Raw genomic sequence first — 18063 nt, forward strand, 5'->3', positions numbered from 1 at the left:
CGTATGTGGTGAAAATCACAAGTACGGTTCTTAGGGGAGGATGGTGCAGTAATGTACTGTTCTTACCCGACGGAAGGCGCTGGCTCTCGGTGCAAACCGAAGGTGAAACCAGCCCCAATGAAGCAGGAATTTAACCGCAAACTTGACCTTGGTTAAGTTTGTATAAGTTTAAAGGAACGGTGGATTCTACTGCCTAAGCCGCCTAAAATCCCCCTTTTGCCCAAACCCGAAAAGAGTCTGATGAATATTCGCCAACTGCTTGATGACCGTATTACCGCCGCGCTGCACACGCTGGGCGCACCTGACACCGTGACCGCCATTGTGAAACCCTCCGCCCGCCCTGAATTCGGCGACTACCAAGCTAACGGCGTGATGGCAGCCGCCAAGCAGTTGAAAACCAACCCGCGAGAACTGGCAACGCGCTTGCTGGAAGTGCTGGATTTGTCCGATCTCGCCGACAAACTCGAAGTCGCAGGCCCCGGTTTCATCAATATCCACCTAAAGAATACGTGGTTGAGCGAAACCGTAGGTCGGGCTTCAGCCCGACAACTCACCCCCAACTCTCAAACCATCGTCGTCGATTATTCCGGCCCTAACCTCGCCAAAGAAATGCACGTCGGGCATTTGCGTTCCACCATCATCGGTGATGCCGTCGCCCGCGTCCTCGAATTCCAGGGACACAAGGTTATTCGCCAAAACCACGTTGGCGATTGGGGCACGCAATTCGGAATGCTGATTGCGCACATGGTCAGCTTGAAAGCGCATAGCGGCGAATTGTCGATGCAGCTTGCCGACCTTGAAACCTTCTACCGCGAAGCCAAAAAGCGTTTCGACGACGAACCTGATTTTGCTGATGCGGCGCGTGATTATGTGGTGAAACTGCAATCGGGTGATGCGGAATGCCTCGGCTTGTGGCAGCAATTCATCGACACCTCCTTGCGCCATTGCGAGGAAGTTTATGCGCGGTTGGGTGTCCATTTGACCCGGGCGGATGTGATGCCGGAAAGTGCCTACAACGCTGATTTAGCCAACATTGTCAGCGAGTTGCAGGAGAAAGGCTTGCTAGTGGAGGATCAGGGCGCACAATGCGCGTTCCTTGACGAATTCAAAAACAAAGATGGCAGCATTACGCCAATTATTGTGCAGAAAACCGGCGGTGGTTATCTGTATGCGACCACTGACCTTGCGGCTTTACGTTATCGCAGTGGCGTGTTGAACATCGACCGTGCGTTGTATTTCACCGATGCCCGCCAAGCGTTGCATTTCCAACAGGTGTTCTTGCTGGCGCGTAAAGCGGGGTTTGTGCGCGAGGATATTTCGCTTGAACACATGCCCTTCGGCAACATGCTCGGCGCAGATGGCAAGCCGTTTAAAACCCGTTCCGGCGGCACGGTCAAGCTGGTCGATTTGTTGGTCGAAGCGGAAGAACGCGCTTTCATCCTCGTTACCGACAAGAACCCAGAATTGGGCGAGGCAGAACGCCACGACATTGCCCGCACGGTCGGCATCGGTGCGGTCAAATACGCCGACCTGTCTAAAAACCGCAATTCGGATTACATCTTCAATTGGGAAACCATGCTGAGTTTCGAGGGCAATACAGCCCCGTATTTGCAGTATGCATATGCGCGGATTAAGAGCATTTTCCGTCGCTCAGGTGTGGATGCGGAGGCGATTAGCTCCCCCATTTCGCTGCAAGAATCTGCTGAACGTACCCTTGCGATGAAGTTGCTGCAATTCACCGAAGCGACGGATAGCGTGGTGAAAGAAGGCTTGCCGAACCACCTTTGTACGTATTTGTATGAGTTGGCGGGCAACTTCATGAGCTTCTATGAAGCTTGCCCGATCTTGAAAGAGGGTGTGGCGGAAGAGGTGCGTAGCAGCCGTTTGCAATTGGCGAATCTGACCGCGCAAACCCTGCAAACTGGCTTGGGCTTGCTGGGGATTGGGGTGTTGGAGCGGATGTAATTACGTCAATTCCGCTTCCGGTTTCGGCTGTAACGCTAGTTTCGCCATGAAATCGTCATCTGCCGCCTTGGGGTTTGCCTCTGGCGCAGGTGCAGCAGCCGTCGGACGTGGCTTATTCAAATTCCCCGACAGATTAATCTTCAGCTTCAAATTGCTAGGCGAATCGGCATTGCGCAATGTCTCCGCCAGCGAAATTTGCCCTGCCAAATACAGCTTGTAGAGGTGGCTGTCGAAGGTTTGCATCCCCTGTTCTTCGGATTTTTCCATGATTTCTTTGATGGCGTGTACGTCGCCTTTCATGATTAAGTCGCGCACCATGGGTGTGCCGAGCAGGATTTCGATGGCGGCGACACGTTTGCCATCCACGGTGGGAATCAGGCGTTGCGAAACGAAGGCTTTGAGGTTGAGAGATAAATCCATCAGTAATTGGTGGCGGCGTTCTTCGGGGAAGAAGTTGATAATGCGGTCGAGGGCTTGGTTGGCGTTATTGGCGTGCAGGGTAGAAAGGCACAGATGCCCGGTTTCGGCAAAGGCGAGGGCGTGTTCCATCGTTTCTTGGGCGCGGATTTCGCCGATTAAAATCACGTCGGGGGCTTGGCGCAGGGTGTTTTTGAGTGCGTCTTCGTAGCTGTCGGTGTCGACACCGACTTCGCGCTGGTTAATGATGCATTTCTTGTGCGGATGCACGTATTCCACCGGGTCTTCGATGGTGATGATATGCCCGTCTGCACTGGCGTTGCGGTGGTCGATCAGGGCGGCGAGTGAGGTGGATTTGCCCGAACCTGTGCCGCCGACGAACAGGATCAAGCCGCGCTTTTCCATGATCACGTCTTTTAAGACTTGCGGTAAACCGAGTTTGTCGGCGTTGGGGATGTCGGTTTTGATGTTACGGATCACCATCGCAATTTTGTGACGTTGTTTGAAGATATTGACACGGAAACGTCCGATGCCTTCTTCGCTGATGGCGAGGTTCATTTCGGGTTTCTTTTCAAACTGTTGCTGCTGTTCGGGGTTCATTAGTTCGTAAGCCATTGCTTTGAGCATGTCGGGGGTCATGATGACTTTATCGACGGCTTTGAGCTTGCCTTGGAATTTGGCTTTGGGTTCGAGATCGGCGGTTAAATACAGGTCGGAACCGTCGTAATGGGCGAGGATGCGTAGATAGTCTTTGAGTTTCATGGTGGGCTTTTCCCGTGTTGTTATTAGTAATGGCTTACTACTCTAACGGGGAAGGAGCTGTTCGCCAAGCGTGTGGCGAACAGCGGTTGTGACTGAATCGTAATTTATGCTATGTGCATTATGCGCTGATCCAAATATCGAAATATTGACCGACGTAGTTTCCAGCTACGTCGCCATGACTGAAGAGTATGTTGACTAATTCGTCGTCGCCGCTATCTGTTGCTGTCACTTCTACAGCATACTGCCATTCATTATCTGACACTTGCGTTTCCTGAATGTCAGTGACAAATGCTGAATCTGACTGATCGTCATATATTCTGAAATTATTCAGCGCTAAGTCTACTAATTGTTCATTACTGGTGAATTGTAATAAGCCCGTTTCGCCTCTTGCAATGGTTGAGATTGACGTTTCCAGTTCCGTGATTTGAGTGGCAATAGGATCATACATGACCGTTACGCTAGATGTGGTGTTATCACCCTGTTGGCGGAACTCCCAAATATCTGTCAGACCATCCACGGGTATTGTTTCCCAGTTCAAGTATTCGTTATTGTTTAAGAGGCGATACAGCTCTGAACCAGCAACTGATTTGGAAAAACCTTGATTATAAATGAAAAAATCTGCTGGAATACTAAACCAATCAGTACCATTCGGTGCAAATTCAGAACCCGATTTTAAACGCACTTCTTGAGTCTTACTGTGATCGATAGCATCTAATCTGAATACAACATCACGAGTAATATTGTCTGAATCAGACTCTCCAGAGTCATAGCTCAATGTGGCGGTCATATCGGGTGGGTTTGAACCCGCCCACAATGTAAATTCAGTGTAGGGGTGATTACCCGCTAAGTCAGTAGCAACCTCACCATTATTATTAGACCAAAGTAAACCACCTCTGACTATACCGTTTCCATTAGTTCCTACTTGCACAGTGATGTCGTAAGCCCACTGTCCGTTTGTCATTGATACTTCGTTGACACTCACTACTGAAGCCAAATCTTGTGGATTATCTAACCAAACAGCACTTTCATCGACATTTATTAAGCGTTCCGTGCTGAGAAGACGCACAACAGCACTGCCAGCATTTGGAATGACGGGATTATCCATGATGACATCAATTTCGGGCGCAGTTCGATCAAAGGTAAACATGAATTCATCAGAAACAGCAGAAATATTGCCATCAGCGTCGACTTTACGAAATTCGTAGGCTTGAGTAAAACCGGCAGGGTATTCATTAGACCAATACTCCAGCCCTTGCCGATCCATTACTGATTCTACAAGTGCAACATTGCCGGAAATATGGCGAATATCATTAACGCTGCGCCAATCTTGTCTTTCTTCTTCATTCAAAAGCGGATATATAGTTGAATTTTCTTTGAAGCGGAATTCTAGTGTATCGGTGGAAGTGATACCGTAGATTCTCAATTGGTTGTTGTTGGTGATATTGTCACCTTTTACGCCTGCATCGTTGACTAAACTTGCTACGGGAGCATCTGGATTCTCACCTACCCAAATAGCATAGTTATAATCGTCACGCATCAGTGTTGCCTGATTTCCTGCGGCATCTGTAGCATGGCTTGTTGGCGGTAATGATAATATTAATTCGCCTTGACCATTTGTTGTTGCCTTCACGGAAATATCATAAGCCCACTGACCATCATCTAGTTGATATTCCTGAATATCAGTAATAGATGCTAGTGCGCTATTGTTAATTTGAATCGTGTCTTTAGTCAGACCAAAAATCTGTTCTTCCGTTAAAAATTGAATGGTGCGTGTTTGTCCATTTTGAATTGGTTCTAATACGTCACTATTGATCAGGGTAGGATGCCATGTGTCAATCGTCACTGTTAAGGGTTCGGCGGTTTCGAGTACTTGCCCGTCCGCATCCACTTGCCGGAATTCCCAAATATCTTCTAAGCCATCAACTTCATCCCAATAGTTTACTCCTATTAGATCATATAATTGCCAGTAATAAGCATAAACGTCTGTATCGTCTGAATAGTAATCTAAGAGTTCATTTGGAATGGTTGACCAATCTTGCCCATACCCGTTTTCGCTGCTTTCTGAGCCTTCTTTTAGGCGGAATTCAATACTAGTATTGGCTATAACCCCCGTAAATTTAAAGGCAGCAAAGTCAGTGATATTGTCTTGATCTGATACGCCATAATCGCCGTCTAGTGTGGCGGTAAATGACATGATAACGTCGCCAACGGGTATATCATAACCCTCAAACCCAAATTCATTACCCGCTACGTCAGTAACCGAAGCATTTTCACTTAACTGTAGTGTTGTAATTCCCCCTAGTTCTTCGCTTGTACTGGATACAGCGACATCATATACCCATTGCTGGAGGTCATTATCAAGTGCTCCAGTAACACTCTTTATAGATGCCAGTGATGGATCGCTCAACGTGAAGTCGTTCTTATCCAGCCCTTGTAGTTTTTCGCTGCTATACAAATGAATGATGGTTGTTTCACCATTGGGTAAGGAATCGCCGCTATCCATCTCAATATAGTCAATGTATGCTGCCACTGAATCATAAGTGAAAGTGATGGGTGTGGCTTCAGACATTTTCCCTGTTGTTTGATTGACTTGATGGAACTCGAATGTGTCTTTCCAGCCTGTTGGTGGCATCTCATCTAGTGATACACCTGCCAATTCGTACAAGTAAACACTATCCAGTGTGGCAGATATGCCGGTTTCATCTAAATCAATCGTTATCCATTCATCACCCGAGCCATCGGGTAAACTTGCAGAGTCAGGTTTGATACGAAATTCGATGACAGTATCAGATTTTATGCCATTCAGCTTAATCATGCCGTTGTAAGTGATGCCATCTTTGTTGGAATTAACGGCACTAGAGCTGGTATCTTCAACGAGACTGACCGATAGTTTGTCATCGTATTTGCCGATCCAGAAGTCAGCTAATCCTTCAGAAAAGTTACTTGCATCAGCCGCATTACCTGCTAAATCGGTAATAGAGGCATTATCAGCCAGTTTAAGGGTGGTTGCCCCGCTGACGCTTCCCTTACTGGCTAAGACAGTAACATCGTAGACCCACTGTTCAGTGGTTGTATCGAATTTGCCTTTACTGACACTTTTGATGGAAGCAAGGGTGGTATCACTGAAAGCGAAGTCAGCTTTGTCGATGCCTTGTAATTGTTCATCACTGTACAGATGCACAACAGTCGTTTTGCCGTTCAGCAGGGTATCGGCATCCGTCATGCTGTCGGTAATCGTGGGGGCGATAACATCATAGGTAAATGCCAGTGTGCTGATCATAGAGGCTTTATCTGTTTCCACGTTTACTTGGTGGAATTCGAAGGTGTCTTTCCAACCACCCATTGGCATGTCGTCGAGTGATAAACCAGCTAACTCGTAGAGATAAGCAAGATCCACAGTCGCCGATGAGCCATCCATACTTAAATCATCAATCGTCAACCATTCATCTAAACCGTCGGGGATACTGGCCGAGCCTGCCTTGATACGGAACTCTACTAGTGCATCAGGTTTGATTGCGTCCAGTTTGATTTCGCCGTTATGGGTAATGCCATCTTTGTTGGCTTTTTTAACAAAACTGGGTCCTGTATCTTCAACAAGGCTAACCAACAAGCTATCGTTGCCGATCCAGAAGTTTGCTAGTGGTGTTTCAATAAACGCACTGAAATCGATGGCATTACCTGCAATATCGGTTGCCGCTGCGGTGCTGGCGAACATCAAGGATACGTCACCATTGCCTTTGCTGGCGGCACTGATGGTGACGTTGTAAGCCCATTCTTCATCAGAAATTTTTGTTTCTTTAACACTTTTGATACTAGCGAGTGTCGAGCTGAGGCTGAAGTCTTTAGCGTCTAAACCCGTTAATTTTTCATTACTGGTGATACGTACCACGCTTGTACCCTTGTTGAGAAGAGTGTCAACGTCGGGTGGGATGATTTCGATGAGTTCTGGTGCTGTGGTGTCGTAAGTGAATGTGAGGCTAGTCGCATCTGATGCTGTGCCGGTGGTATTGACTTGCCGGAATTCCAAGGTTTGGTTGGCAAAGTCCTCACCTAGCAGATCAGCAATATTTAGCAATGCTGTTTTCTTGTTTGCATCGACTGAACTTAATAAGAGTGTGTCGACGGATTCCCACGTCTCGGTAGTGCTGTCGAACCATTCAAGGGTATTGCTGGCATCGAGTTTGCTTAACTTTACGGTGGCGTCGTAAGTAATCTTGTCTTTTTTGCTTGAGCCTGTATCCGCGTTCAATGTTACAGTCAGTTTGGCAGGTTTTTTGATAGCCATAGTGGTCACACTCCAGTGAGGGGTTGTTGATTCAATAGAATCTATTTATAAGCAAGTCCTTTGTTGACTATATTTTATTTTTACACCCGTATCAATAAGTTTACATAAGTTCCATCTATGATACATGAGAGCAAAATATGCGTTTAGATCAGTTCGTTAGCCAGTCCACTGGAATGCCACGTTCCGAAGCCGTCAAAGTGATCCGCTGGGGGCAGGTGAGGGTGAATGGGGAGAACATTACCAAGACATCGACTCATATTGATCCTGCATCGGAGGTATTGTTGGATGAGGAGAAAATTGTATTGCCGGGAGCAATCTATTTGATGTTGCACAAACCAGCGGGCGTGGTGAGTGCTACTGAAGATACGGAACATCGCACGGTGCTAGATTTGATTGATCATCCGCACCGCCATACGCTGCATGTGGTGGGGCGCTTGGATAAGGATACGACGGGTTTGTTGTTGCTCACTAATGACGGTGATTGGTCACATCGTATTTCTGCACCGAAACATCATGTGCCAAAAACCTATCTGGCAACGTTGGCGTGGGAATTGTCGGAGGCGGGGGCGCAAGCGTTGCGTGCTGGGGTGCAATTGCACGGTGAAAAGGGGCTAACGAAACCCGCTGAGGTGGAAATTTTGCCGGAGAAACAGGCACGCGTAACGATTTCGGAAGGCAAGTACCATCAGGTAAAACGCATGTTTGCAGCGGTAGGGAATCGAGTAGAGGCGTTGCATCGTGAGCGAATTGGCGGCTTGGTGCTAGATGCGGAGCTTTCGTCCGGTGAGTGGCGGGCGTTGCTTACGCAAGAACATGTTTAGTGCGTTGCTGTGACGGTGAAGTGTGTGAGTCAGTCATATTGAAGTGACATAATTATTTGTTCATTGATTTTTTTTATGATAAAGTTTGCAACAAATAATTTCTATTCTTCATTTGTCAAGGGCTAGCTAACTTCGGAGATTTTCTCATGTACATGAATGACCCAAATGATGGCAAACTAGCCCCTACTAACAACTTAATTGATGATGGTGGCATGGGGGGGAAACCGGGGAGTGCCACGAATGTGCTTGACCCGTATGAAGTCTATACGCACATAGAAGACAGTGGTCTACAAAGTATCCAAGACTTTCGGGGATTGTTAACAGGGGTTAAATGGTCTGCACATAACCTAAATTACAGTTTTCCTACCTCTGCCAATCAGTATGGTACAGGGTATTATGACCAGAATAGTATTACCGATGGTTTTGCAGCCTTAACGAGTGGACAACAGGCTATTGCTAAACGGGTATTTGACAGTGTCGCAGGTTTTACCCAATTGACGTTTACACAAACCACTGCCAGTGCCACCAATATCGCTCAGTTACGCTTTGCTCAATCAGACTACCCATCCACGGCTTATGCTTATTACCCATCAAGTAGTTCTGCGGGTGGCGACATATTCCTGGGACCTGATGTTGCAGATACACCTACGGCTGGTAACTGGTCATGGTTCACGATTGCTCATGAAATTGGTCATGCATTAGGCTTAAAACACGGGCATGATAGTGATGGTGGGATTTTTGACGTATTGCCATACGATAAAGATACTAACGAATATTCCATTATGACGTACCGTACTGCCTTAGGTGGTATTACGGATTATACGACTTTTGCCGACGGTAGTGCGGCTCTTTCATTTATGGCATCAGATATATTAGCATTACAATATATGTATGGTGCAAATTATCAATACCATGCTGAAGATACCGTTTATCATTGGTCACCCGATTCCAGTACCATTACCATTAATGGCGTAGGGCGTACTGGTAGCAATACCAATGTTATTTTTGAAACGGTTTGGGATGGTGCTGGTAATGATACCTATGATTTTTCGGATTACTCCGATGATTTAATGATTAACCTTGCACCAGGTGCTTGGACAGTATTGTCGTCAGAACAACAAGCATTATTGGCTGAATATTCAAGTTCAGGGGAAAATGCACGCGGTAATGTTTACAATGCTTTTTTGTTTGCAGGTAATACTTCTTCATTAATTGAAAATGCATTGGGTGGTTCAGGTAATGATCAGTTTGTCGGCAATGTTGCCAATAACCGCTTTGAAGGCGGTATGGGTGATGATTTATTTACAACAACCGCTGGGGATGATTATTTTTCAGGTGGCACGGGTGTCGATACGTTAAATATTGCTGGTTTTACCGTTGATCATGTCGTGAATAGTGTTAATACGGGAGAAACCACTATTTTCTTTGACGATGGCAATACATTGACGGTGGTAGATGTCGAGCAGGTTCAATTTGATAACGGCGAGGTGCAAGACATTTCCGTTTTAGGTGGAACTGTCGATACGGATGTTACTTTGACATTGTTCAATGATACGGGTATTGCGTCAGACGATAATATTACCAATGATAAACGTTTCCAATTATCAGGTTATGACTTGGATGCGGGTGATATTACTTATACACTTAAATCTATTTCTAAAACAGGCGTAGAAAAAATAGTCGGGAAAGCAGACTCTCTTTTAGCAGGTATTGATGAGGAGGGTGTTTTTGTTGTACCTACTAAAGCCAAGACTGGGCTTGGTGATGGAACGTATACATTGTCTGTTAACCAAGATGGTACAATAGCTACTTTAGAGTCATTTACTATCGATACCAAAGTGCCAGCCAATTTATCGGTGAGTTTGCTTAATGATACCGGAAAAAAAGGCGATAAGGTTACTGCGGATGCTACATTAAAAGTAACGGGTCTCGAAAAAGACGCGGTTATTGAATATCGTCTTAAAGCAGATTCTGAATCTGATCCAATAGGTTCAGATTGGATGGTCGTTTCCGATGATTGGTTGTCTGTGGGTAAATCAACTTTAATCGATCTTAATCAGTTTTATATCGAATTGGAAAATGTCGGTTTTGAAAATGATGGTAGTGGTTGGCAAGATAAATTTGAATTCCGCCAAATGGATGTTGCTGGCAATGTTTCAAAAAAGACTACATCTCTTGATATAACCTATGATGCATTAGATCCATCATATTCTTTAATTGAAATAGGTGGAGATGAAGTAATCAAAAATGGTGCGAAAGGCAGCATTCGAGTCATGACTATTGAGAAATTGGTTGGCTTCGACAAACAAGACTTTATTTTGAGTAATAAGTTGGCAAGTATTACTGGTGTCACCGAAAAGAAGCTTGGTGATGACTTGTGGGCTTATGACATTGGCATTAAAGCTGCTTCAAAAGGTTCAGGTGACATTGATTTATCGTTTTCCACTAAATTAGCCGCAACAGATTTAGCGGGTAATGCAGTAGACTTCTCTGATTGGAGTGATACAACTTATTCCATGTGGATTGGTAGTCTGTAAGTACGGCAAAAAATAACCTGCACCCATGGTTAGTGAGTGCAGGTTTTTTAATTTATCCCAAAAACCGCTGATAAGCCGGATTCTCCGTCTCATCCCAATACTCATACCCCAGCTTCTCCAAGAACTCGCAGAACTCGCCGCGTTCCTGTTCTGGCACTTGCATTCCCACCAACACACGCCCGAAATCCGAGCCATGATTGCGGTAATGGAACAAGCTAATATTCCACCCCGCACTCATGCTGGTGAGGAAATGCAGCAACGCACCGGGGCGTTCGGGGAAGGTGAAACGGTACAGCACCTCATGCTCCGCGCCATTGGAATGCCCGCCCACCATGTAACGCAGGTGAATCTTCGCCACCTCGTTATCGGTCAAATCGGTGACAGAATAGCCTTTTGCTTGCAAATTCCCCAGCAAGGTAGCGCGTTCCTGCTTACCCGCAATCTTCACCCCGGCGAACACTTGCGCGTCCCGCGCATCCGCATAGCGGTAATTGAATTCGGTGATTGGGCGGTTGCTGATGTCGTGGCAGAATTCGCGGAAACTGCCTGGACGTTCAGGAATCGTCACTGCCAGCAACATTTCACGCCCCTCGCCCAACTCGGCACGTTCGGCAACGTGGCGCAAGCGGTCGAAGTTGATGTTCGCACCACTGGCAATCGCAATCAGGTGTTTGCCTTGCAGCTTGTGTTCAGCGACATATTTTTTCATCCCCGCCACGGCTAATGCGCCAGCGGGTTCGAGCAGGGTGCGGGTGTCTTCAAACACATCCTTGATGGCGGCGCAGGTTTCGTCGGTGCTGACTAACAACACTTCATCGACGATGTTTTTGGCAATCTCGAAGGTCTTTTCGCCAATCAGCTTGACTGCCGCGCCATCGGCAAATGTACCGACTTGCGCCAATTGCACCCGTTCGCCCGCCGCGAGGGAGGTGGAAAGTGTCGGGGCTTCTTCGTGTTCCACGCCGATAATTTTGATGTTGGGGTACAAATATTTGAGGTAACTGCCCACCCCTGCAATCAAGCCGCCGCCGCCGACGCACAAAAACACTGCTTCAATCGGGTCGGAATGTTGGCGCAGGATTTCCATGCCAATCGTGCCTTGCCCCGCAATCACATCCAGATCGTCGAACGGATGCACGAACGTCATGTGATGTTCGCGTTCTAATTCGCGGGCGTAAGCATAGGCTTCGTCGTAAGAATTGCCATGCAATACCGCATTGCCGCCAAACGCTTTCACCGCATTTACCTTGATGTCGGGCGTGGTGACGGGCATGACGATGGTGGTTTTAATGCCAAGTTTTGCACCCGACAACGCCACGCCTTGTGCATGGTTGCCAGCGGAGGCAGCCACTACCCCGTGGGCGCGTTCTTCCGGCGAGAGCAAAAACATTTTGTTGAATGCGCCGCGCAGCTTGAAGGAAAACACCGGCTGCAAGTCTTCGCGCTTGAGGTAAATGTCATTGCCTAGCCGCGAGCTTAAGCTACGCGCTCGTTCCAGCGGGGTTTCAATAGCCACGTCATAGACGCGAGCGGTGAGAATGCGTTTGATCAGCGATTTGTTCATAATTCCAACTTTTGCGGCTCTGCCTTTACGTGTGGGCTAGTATATTGCAAACTTCGGTTTGCGAAAGATTTTTACAACATCACAGGAAAGTTTATGAGCCAAGATGCTATGAAAAAAGCGGCAGCAGAAGCCGCGCTGGTATACGTCCAACCGGGCATGATCGTGGGCATTGGTACGGGTTCGACCGCCAACCACTTCATCGACCTGCTGGCAGGGATCAAACACAAGGTGGAAGCGACCGTTGCCAGCTCCATCGCCAGCGCCAAGCGTTTGGAAGCGCACGGCTTTCGCGTATTGGATTTGAACGATGCAGGGCAATTGTCGCTGTACGTCGATGGCGCGGACGAGTCCAACGAAGATTTGCATTTGGTGAAAGGCGGCGGCGGTGCATTGACCCGCGAAAAGATCGTGGCGGGCGCAAGCGATAAATTCGTGTGCATTGCCGACGATTCCAAGTTGGTGAAAACGCTGGGTAAGTTCCCATTGCCGCTGGAAGTGATTCCGATGGCACAAGCGTTGGTGGCGCGTGAAATGGTGAAACTGGGGGGAAATCCGGTGCTGCGGGCGGGTTTCACCACCGATAACGGCAATATTATTATCGACGTTCACGGGCTGGAAATTACTGATGGGGTGGCAATGGAAAACCGCCTTAACCAGATTCCGGGCGTTGTCACCAACGGCTTGTTTGCGATTCGTCCGGCGGATGTGCTGATTTTGGCAGGTGCAAACGGTGTAAAAACCTTGGTCTAAGCACGCTCAATGCCAGCCCCATTAAAGGATTCGATATGAATGCAGTATTAATGTTGCATTTATCATCACTGTCATATAGATTAATCAATAGATAAAATCTATATGGTTGGGGGTTGTGGATATGGGGCTGTCTTTGCAAAGATCCGGCACGGGATTACTCGTGCTGTGCATGTTGGTGTTATTGCACGGGTGTATTTCACCCAGTAATGCAGTGATTGAAGGGTTAGGCACGCCAGATCCCACGCAATGCAGCAGTTTGCCGAGCGTGGAGGATGGCGCATTATATGCCCCCCGTGAAGCCGTCGAATTGGGTTTGGATGGGCGCACGCACCCCGATGTGTTTTACGCGGCTTGGTCAAAACTCGATACCCGTTCTGACTTGCGGTTTCCCGAAGATGGCTATGACGGCGATGGCTACGAAGATAAGTTGTTGGTGTCGCGCAAACAAGCCGATGGCAAGGTGCGTACTTGGCAGCTTTTACCGCAATTAGATAATAATTGTACCGATGTCGAAAAAATCCGTATTCACAGTTTCGACGTAGCCCCCAATGGGCGCAGCTTGTATGTATCCATGGCACGTACTCCGTTGAGTGGTGCAGGGCGCGATACTCACCTTGGCATTTACCGTTATGACCTGAAAACCTTTGCGTTAACCAAGTTAAGCAAAGATGATGCCACCCATTTCAGTTACCCCACTTACATCGGCAATGACCCTGATACCAAGCATGAAATGCTGGTGGTGAGTAAAACAGTTGCGAAAGATGAAATCCCCGTTAACTACGCTCGCAAAGAGTTGATGCAGGATGAGTACGACCGCGCTCCTACCCCGCTGATTCACAAGATGGACGCGCAAACGGGCGAAACGATTCGCATCGGTTTCAATAATTCCCACCAGACTGAACCGTTTGTGATGACCGGACATGATGACATTCGCATGGCGGTATTTACGCAGTGGGAACACCAAGCCTCAGTGAACCGCTTCGCCTTGTGGAAAATGCAGATTGATGGCAGCGACGAATTCACGTTCTTTGGGCAAGAAAGCTCGACCGATAAAAGTGGTGCAAATCTGTTTCAAGGGCGTGAAGTTAAATCAGGGGCTTACAAAGGCTACGTGTTGATGACGCAAGGCAATCGTTCGGATAAAACGTTTGCCACCGAAGGCGACGTGGTGATGACGTATCGCCATCATCAGGAATTACGCAGCGATAAACTTAAGTTGCAAGCCGTCACGAAGGTTGGGGCAACCGATACCGAGATTGCCCGCAACCCTGAACATTACAACGACCAGAGTTTCATTTATTCCTACCGCTACAGCAGTGAAAATACTTACCAACTTTATGTGAAAGATTTTCCAGCGGATGCCAAGCAGCCTGCGTCCACGGGACAAGGGGAACAATTAACCCCCGATACTAACGACTACCATTTTGTGCAAGCCCGCAGTTTTTATCCGCCAGAACGCGAATTGGTTGCTCCGACCGACAGCCAAGATTTGGGTGAAAATCGCGTGTCATTCACCAATTCGCACTTAAACGGTAAATCTGGCTTTTTGGTGCAAAACCTGACGCAATCGGATAACGGCGTGCAACATCAGTTGGATGGCGTTGCGCCTGAGGATATTTCGCTACAATTTTTCTTGCCATCGCACCATTTTGGCAGTTCACAGACGGTTGGCTTACAAACCAGCCCAGAAATGAGTATTCCCGCCAGCGATTTCATCCAACCAGAAGCCGATGGCTCACTCGGTGTGGTCATGAAAAATGGTTTGTATGTGTGGAAGGTGAATAAAAAGTTTGAACATAACGGTAAGGATATTTGGTTGCCGGTGCGTGCTGAACGTCAAGAAGTCAATTTTGTGCCAAACCGCGTGAATGCGTGTAACCAATGCCATCAAGAACGCGATCAAGCCAATATTGATAAATATGCGACGTATAACTCGATTGCAGCGCAAAAAATGCGCGGTAATCTGACGGGCGTAACGGATATTTCCGATTACGATGCGGCAAAAGACGTTCCCGATTTTCACCGTGACATTATGCCGTTGCTAACTAAACCGGCGGCGAATGGTAAATCCTGTGCCAGTTGCCATAGTGCAGGCACGAAACTCAATTTATCCAATGCCAGCGGTACGGAAGCGATGAATGCCACCTACCGTACTCTGGTACAAGGCGCACATAAATTGGCGGATGGTCGCAAGATTCCTTATTCCAATGCCAGCATTAATCCGCTAGGCATGGATGATAATTACCAACCTGCGCCGCTGTTGTGGAGCTTGCTGCTCAATAATGATTTGAGTGTGCCGGAAGATGCGACACATCCCAATGACCGTAGTCGTAGTTTGGAGCGAGCCGGGGATTACGGTGCAACGTATGATGCGGCCGTGGAGCAGACGATTACTGACATTAATACGCAGTATGACCATAGCCAGCATTGGTCAGCAGAGGATATTCAAACGTTCATTACCTATTCTGCCACGCAAATGCCAGCGGGGCTGTCGGATCGGATTGCCGACAACTTTACCCCCAAAGGTACAGATTACCGTAGCGGTGCAGCAGGGCAAAAAGCCTACCAAGCCTTGGTGCGCAATTGCTTCAGTTGCCATAATAGTTTCACGGGTGCGGCTGGCGGCGGTATTGAAGACCCGGATTTTGGGTTGCCACTGGAGAAAAGTTTCAGTAACAACACCGGGTTGCGTGATAAGCGGCTGCGTTTCATGGTGCATAACCACGTCGCCAAGAAAGATGATACGGCGTACTCCATGTACGGTTGGCAAAGTAACTTGAATACGTCGATGTATGAAACCTTGCTATCCGCCACTTATCGGCTGGACTTTAACAACCCCACTGAATCGGAATTGCTGGCGTATGCCTTGGGTAAAGACCCACAAGGCAATGCCCTCACCGCGCTGACGCATCATGTGAAGCATCAAGCGGTATTGGATGAAGGCAGTGCCGATTACCTCGCGATTAAAAACTGGGTAATGGGTGAGTGGACAGGGATTACCAATACGCCGCCGCAATTAGAGGCAGTGCCGGAAGGTGCTATCACGATTCGGGAGTATGACCCGCCTGCGTATTTGCCGAACGTGATTCGTTGGTCTGACCCCGATGCGTTAAATGAGCTATCACAAATCTTTTTGGATGGCAGCAGTAGCAATACGCATACGTTCCGCGATGCGATGCTGGCGTTGGAATACGACAGTTTCGATTCAGCACGCCTGAAAACCTACGCAATTTTGGGGGATCGTGGGCAGCAAGCGTTCCGCTTTAAAGTGACGGATGGTCAAGCAAGCAGTGTGTCGCAAACCATTCCGGTTACGGTGACATCGGATTATGTCGTGCCTCCACCGGTGAGTAGCTTACCACCAGCGTATGCGTTTTATACCGTGCGTGATACGGGCGGGAATCCCAACGCAGGGCAGTTGCGGAAACTGAGTTATGACCCTGATAACCCAGCACTGCCAAAGGATACACTGATTGGCACGATTGCAGGTTATTCCAATAATTGGACGACGGTGTATCGGCGTGCCAATAAAGGTTGGTTGTATTTCGTGGATCAAGCGGCGCAGCAAATCCATGTTGTTGATGAAACCAATGCACAAGTGCTGTTTACGATTACCTTAGACCATGAGCCAAACCGTGAAACCGATACGCACAAGCAAACCAACTACTTGATTTGGTGGCGTCCGGCGGATGGGTTAGATCATACCAGTGCTAATTGCCCCGATGGTGAGTTGCAAGGTTTGCTGGAATCCAAACTCAGTAATACCAAGAACGGTGACTTTTACATTGGCTTAGGGTGCGGCGACGGGGCAGAAACGGTTGTGCCTGAATACCGCACGCGTTTAAAAGACGGTGCGAATACATTGGCAGTGTATACGTGGAAACGCGCCACCTTCATGAGCAAATGGGTCAATGACGGGGTGGATCGTTTCAATGTCTTGAATCTGGAAACGGGTAAAGACAAAGCTTTGGGTGATTTTAATTTCCCCGAACAAAGCGTTACCTTGAATGACGGTAGTTTACTGACGTATCCCGCTGCGACTTATAACAATGTCCGTGCGGTGGTGGTGGCGGAAGATGGCGCTTTCTACGGCTTTAATAAAGATGCGAATGAGCAGCCCGTGACGTTGTTCAACTTTGACCCGTTGCAGGACATTCAACAGCCTGTGGTGACGCCGGAATGGGTGCAAACCTATTTCAGCAACTACGTGAATTATGGCACACCGTTCTTAGTGATTGAGCCGCGCAGCCATGTTGTGCCGTAACAATTTGCTGCGATTTTACGGGATTTGCTTGGGCGTTAGTGGTTTGCCTGCGCTCAGTGTCGCTGAGGGTATTTTGCCGGATGCGACAGGGATTCAGGCAACCTATACCGTTGACAGTGGTGAAGGTTTGGGGGCGGCGGTGGCTTGGGATGTTGGTGAGCGGTGGCGGGTGCGTGCTAGCGCGGCACATTTCAGTGGTCAGCAGGAACACTTGATTAGCTTGATCCACTTTACCGAAGACCGCGAGCGTACTGATGTTGGTGTGTTTGTAGAGCGCAAACTGGCAGGTGACAGCGGTTGGTATGCTAGCGTAGGCGTGCTGCATCCTAATCACGGGACACGTTGGGATGCGATGCCCGCCACTCGCGCCGCTTATACCTTGAATGGTCGGCAATACGCGGGCAGCCATTTGAGTGAACCGGAAGGGCGGGTCGATTATGCCAATCTTGTTCCGTATGTCGGTTTGGGGTGGCAAACCCCGCAGCGTAGCGGCTGGCAAGTGGGAGCAGAGCTGGGGGTGTTAGCGGGACTTGATCCAACGTTTAGCATTCATACCGATAACCCTTACCAGCTTCCTTATCTGGAGCAGGATTTACAGGCAGAAGCCGATAAATACCTTGCCACGACACAGGCTGAGACGCCGCTTGCTGGAGAGCAAGCGTTAAAAGCTAGCGTCAGCCTTCGTTACTCTTTTTAGG

9 protein-coding genes are annotated in these 18063 nt (G+C 48.1%); 6 read left to right on the forward strand and 3 right to left on the reverse strand.

All coding sequences use genetic code 11. From position 1 onward, the window contains the following. Positions 1–240 precede the first annotated feature (240 nt). Positions 241–1965, forward strand: coding sequence for an arginine--tRNA ligase (gene argS / locus J1836_RS09230; protein WP_207250832.1), 1725 nt, complete (start codon positions 241–243; stop codon positions 1963–1965). Here argS and J1836_RS09235 read toward each other — a convergent pair whose 3' ends face one another. Both J1836_RS09235 and J1836_RS09240 read right to left on the reverse strand, forming a co-directional pair. Continuing rightward, a complete protein-coding gene (locus J1836_RS09235) occupies positions 1966–3144 on the reverse strand; it encodes a PilT/PilU family type 4a pilus ATPase (RefSeq protein WP_207250833.1) in 1179 nt (392 codons plus the stop codon). A 118-nt stretch (positions 3145–3262) separates the two neighbouring features. Then, on the reverse strand, positions 3263–7429 hold the full coding sequence (locus tag J1836_RS09240; protein WP_207250834.1) for a hypothetical protein: 4167 nt from the start codon (positions 7427–7429) through the stop codon (positions 3263–3265). Positions 7430–7566: 137 nt separating this feature from the next. On the opposite strand from J1836_RS09240, the gene J1836_RS09245 reads away from it, so the two are divergent. Further along, entirely contained in the window at positions 7567–8250 is a 684-nt protein-coding gene (locus J1836_RS09245) for a pseudouridine synthase (protein WP_207250835.1), read from the forward strand. A gap of 146 nt (positions 8251–8396) precedes the next feature. Then, positions 8397–10787 (forward strand): M10 family metallopeptidase C-terminal domain-containing protein, encoded by a 2391-nt coding sequence (locus J1836_RS09250; protein ID WP_207250836.1) that lies wholly within the window; start codon positions 8397–8399, stop codon positions 10785–10787. Between the two features lie 52 nt (positions 10788–10839). On the opposite strand, the gene ilvA is transcribed toward J1836_RS09250, so the two are convergent. Further along, entirely contained in the window at positions 10840–12351 is a 1512-nt protein-coding gene (gene ilvA / locus J1836_RS09255) for a threonine ammonia-lyase, biosynthetic (RefSeq protein WP_207250837.1), read from the reverse strand. A gap of 93 nt (positions 12352–12444) precedes the next feature. Here ilvA and rpiA point away from each other — a divergent pair, with 93 nt between their 5' ends. From rpiA to J1836_RS09270, 3 genes are all read left to right on the forward strand, one after another. After that, positions 12445–13101: a ribose-5-phosphate isomerase RpiA gene (gene rpiA / locus J1836_RS09260; protein ID WP_207250838.1), complete on the forward strand. Its 657-nt coding sequence runs from the start codon at positions 12445–12447 to the stop codon at positions 13099–13101. Positions 13102–13222: 121 nt separating this feature from the next. Next, positions 13223–17365 (forward strand): hypothetical protein, encoded by a 4143-nt coding sequence (locus tag J1836_RS09265; RefSeq protein ID WP_207250839.1) that lies wholly within the window; start codon positions 13223–13225, stop codon positions 17363–17365. Next, positions 17352–18062 (forward strand): hypothetical protein, encoded by a 711-nt coding sequence (locus J1836_RS09270; RefSeq protein WP_207250840.1) that lies wholly within the window; start codon positions 17352–17354, stop codon positions 18060–18062. The genes J1836_RS09265 and J1836_RS09270 overlap by 14 nt, the downstream gene beginning before the upstream one ends. Position 18063: the final 1 nt, after the last annotated feature.

Source organism: Thiothrix fructosivorans (assembly GCF_017349355.1).
Lineage (GTDB): Bacteria > Pseudomonadota > Gammaproteobacteria > Thiotrichales > Thiotrichaceae > Thiothrix > Thiothrix fructosivorans.

What these genes read in the sequence shown, in the direction of transcription:
- J1836_RS09245 (WP_207250835.1), top strand. Translation starts at nt 7,567, where the DNA reads ATGCGTTTAGATCAGTTCGTTAGCCAGTCCACTGGAATGCCACGTTCC.
- J1836_RS09270 (WP_207250840.1), top strand. Translation starts at nt 17,352, where the DNA reads ATGTTGTGCCGTAACAATTTGCTGCGATTTTACGGGATTTGCTTGGGC.
- argS (WP_207250832.1), top strand. Translation starts at nt 241, where the DNA reads ATGAATATTCGCCAACTGCTTGATGACCGTATTACCGCCGCGCTGCAC.
- J1836_RS09265 (WP_207250839.1), top strand. Translation starts at nt 13,223, where the DNA reads ATGGGGCTGTCTTTGCAAAGATCCGGCACGGGATTACTCGTGCTGTGC.
- J1836_RS09240 (WP_207250834.1), bottom strand. Translation starts at nt 7,429, where the DNA reads ATGGCTATCAAAAAACCTGCCAAACTGACTGTAACATTGAACGCGGAT.
- J1836_RS09250 (WP_207250836.1), top strand. Translation starts at nt 8,397, where the DNA reads ATGTACATGAATGACCCAAATGATGGCAAACTAGCCCCTACTAACAAC.
- rpiA (WP_207250838.1), top strand. Translation starts at nt 12,445, where the DNA reads ATGAGCCAAGATGCTATGAAAAAAGCGGCAGCAGAAGCCGCGCTGGTA.
- J1836_RS09235 (WP_207250833.1), bottom strand. Translation starts at nt 3,144, where the DNA reads ATGAAACTCAAAGACTATCTACGCATCCTCGCCCATTACGACGGTTCC.
- ilvA (WP_207250837.1), bottom strand. Translation starts at nt 12,351, where the DNA reads ATGAACAAATCGCTGATCAAACGCATTCTCACCGCTCGCGTCTATGAC.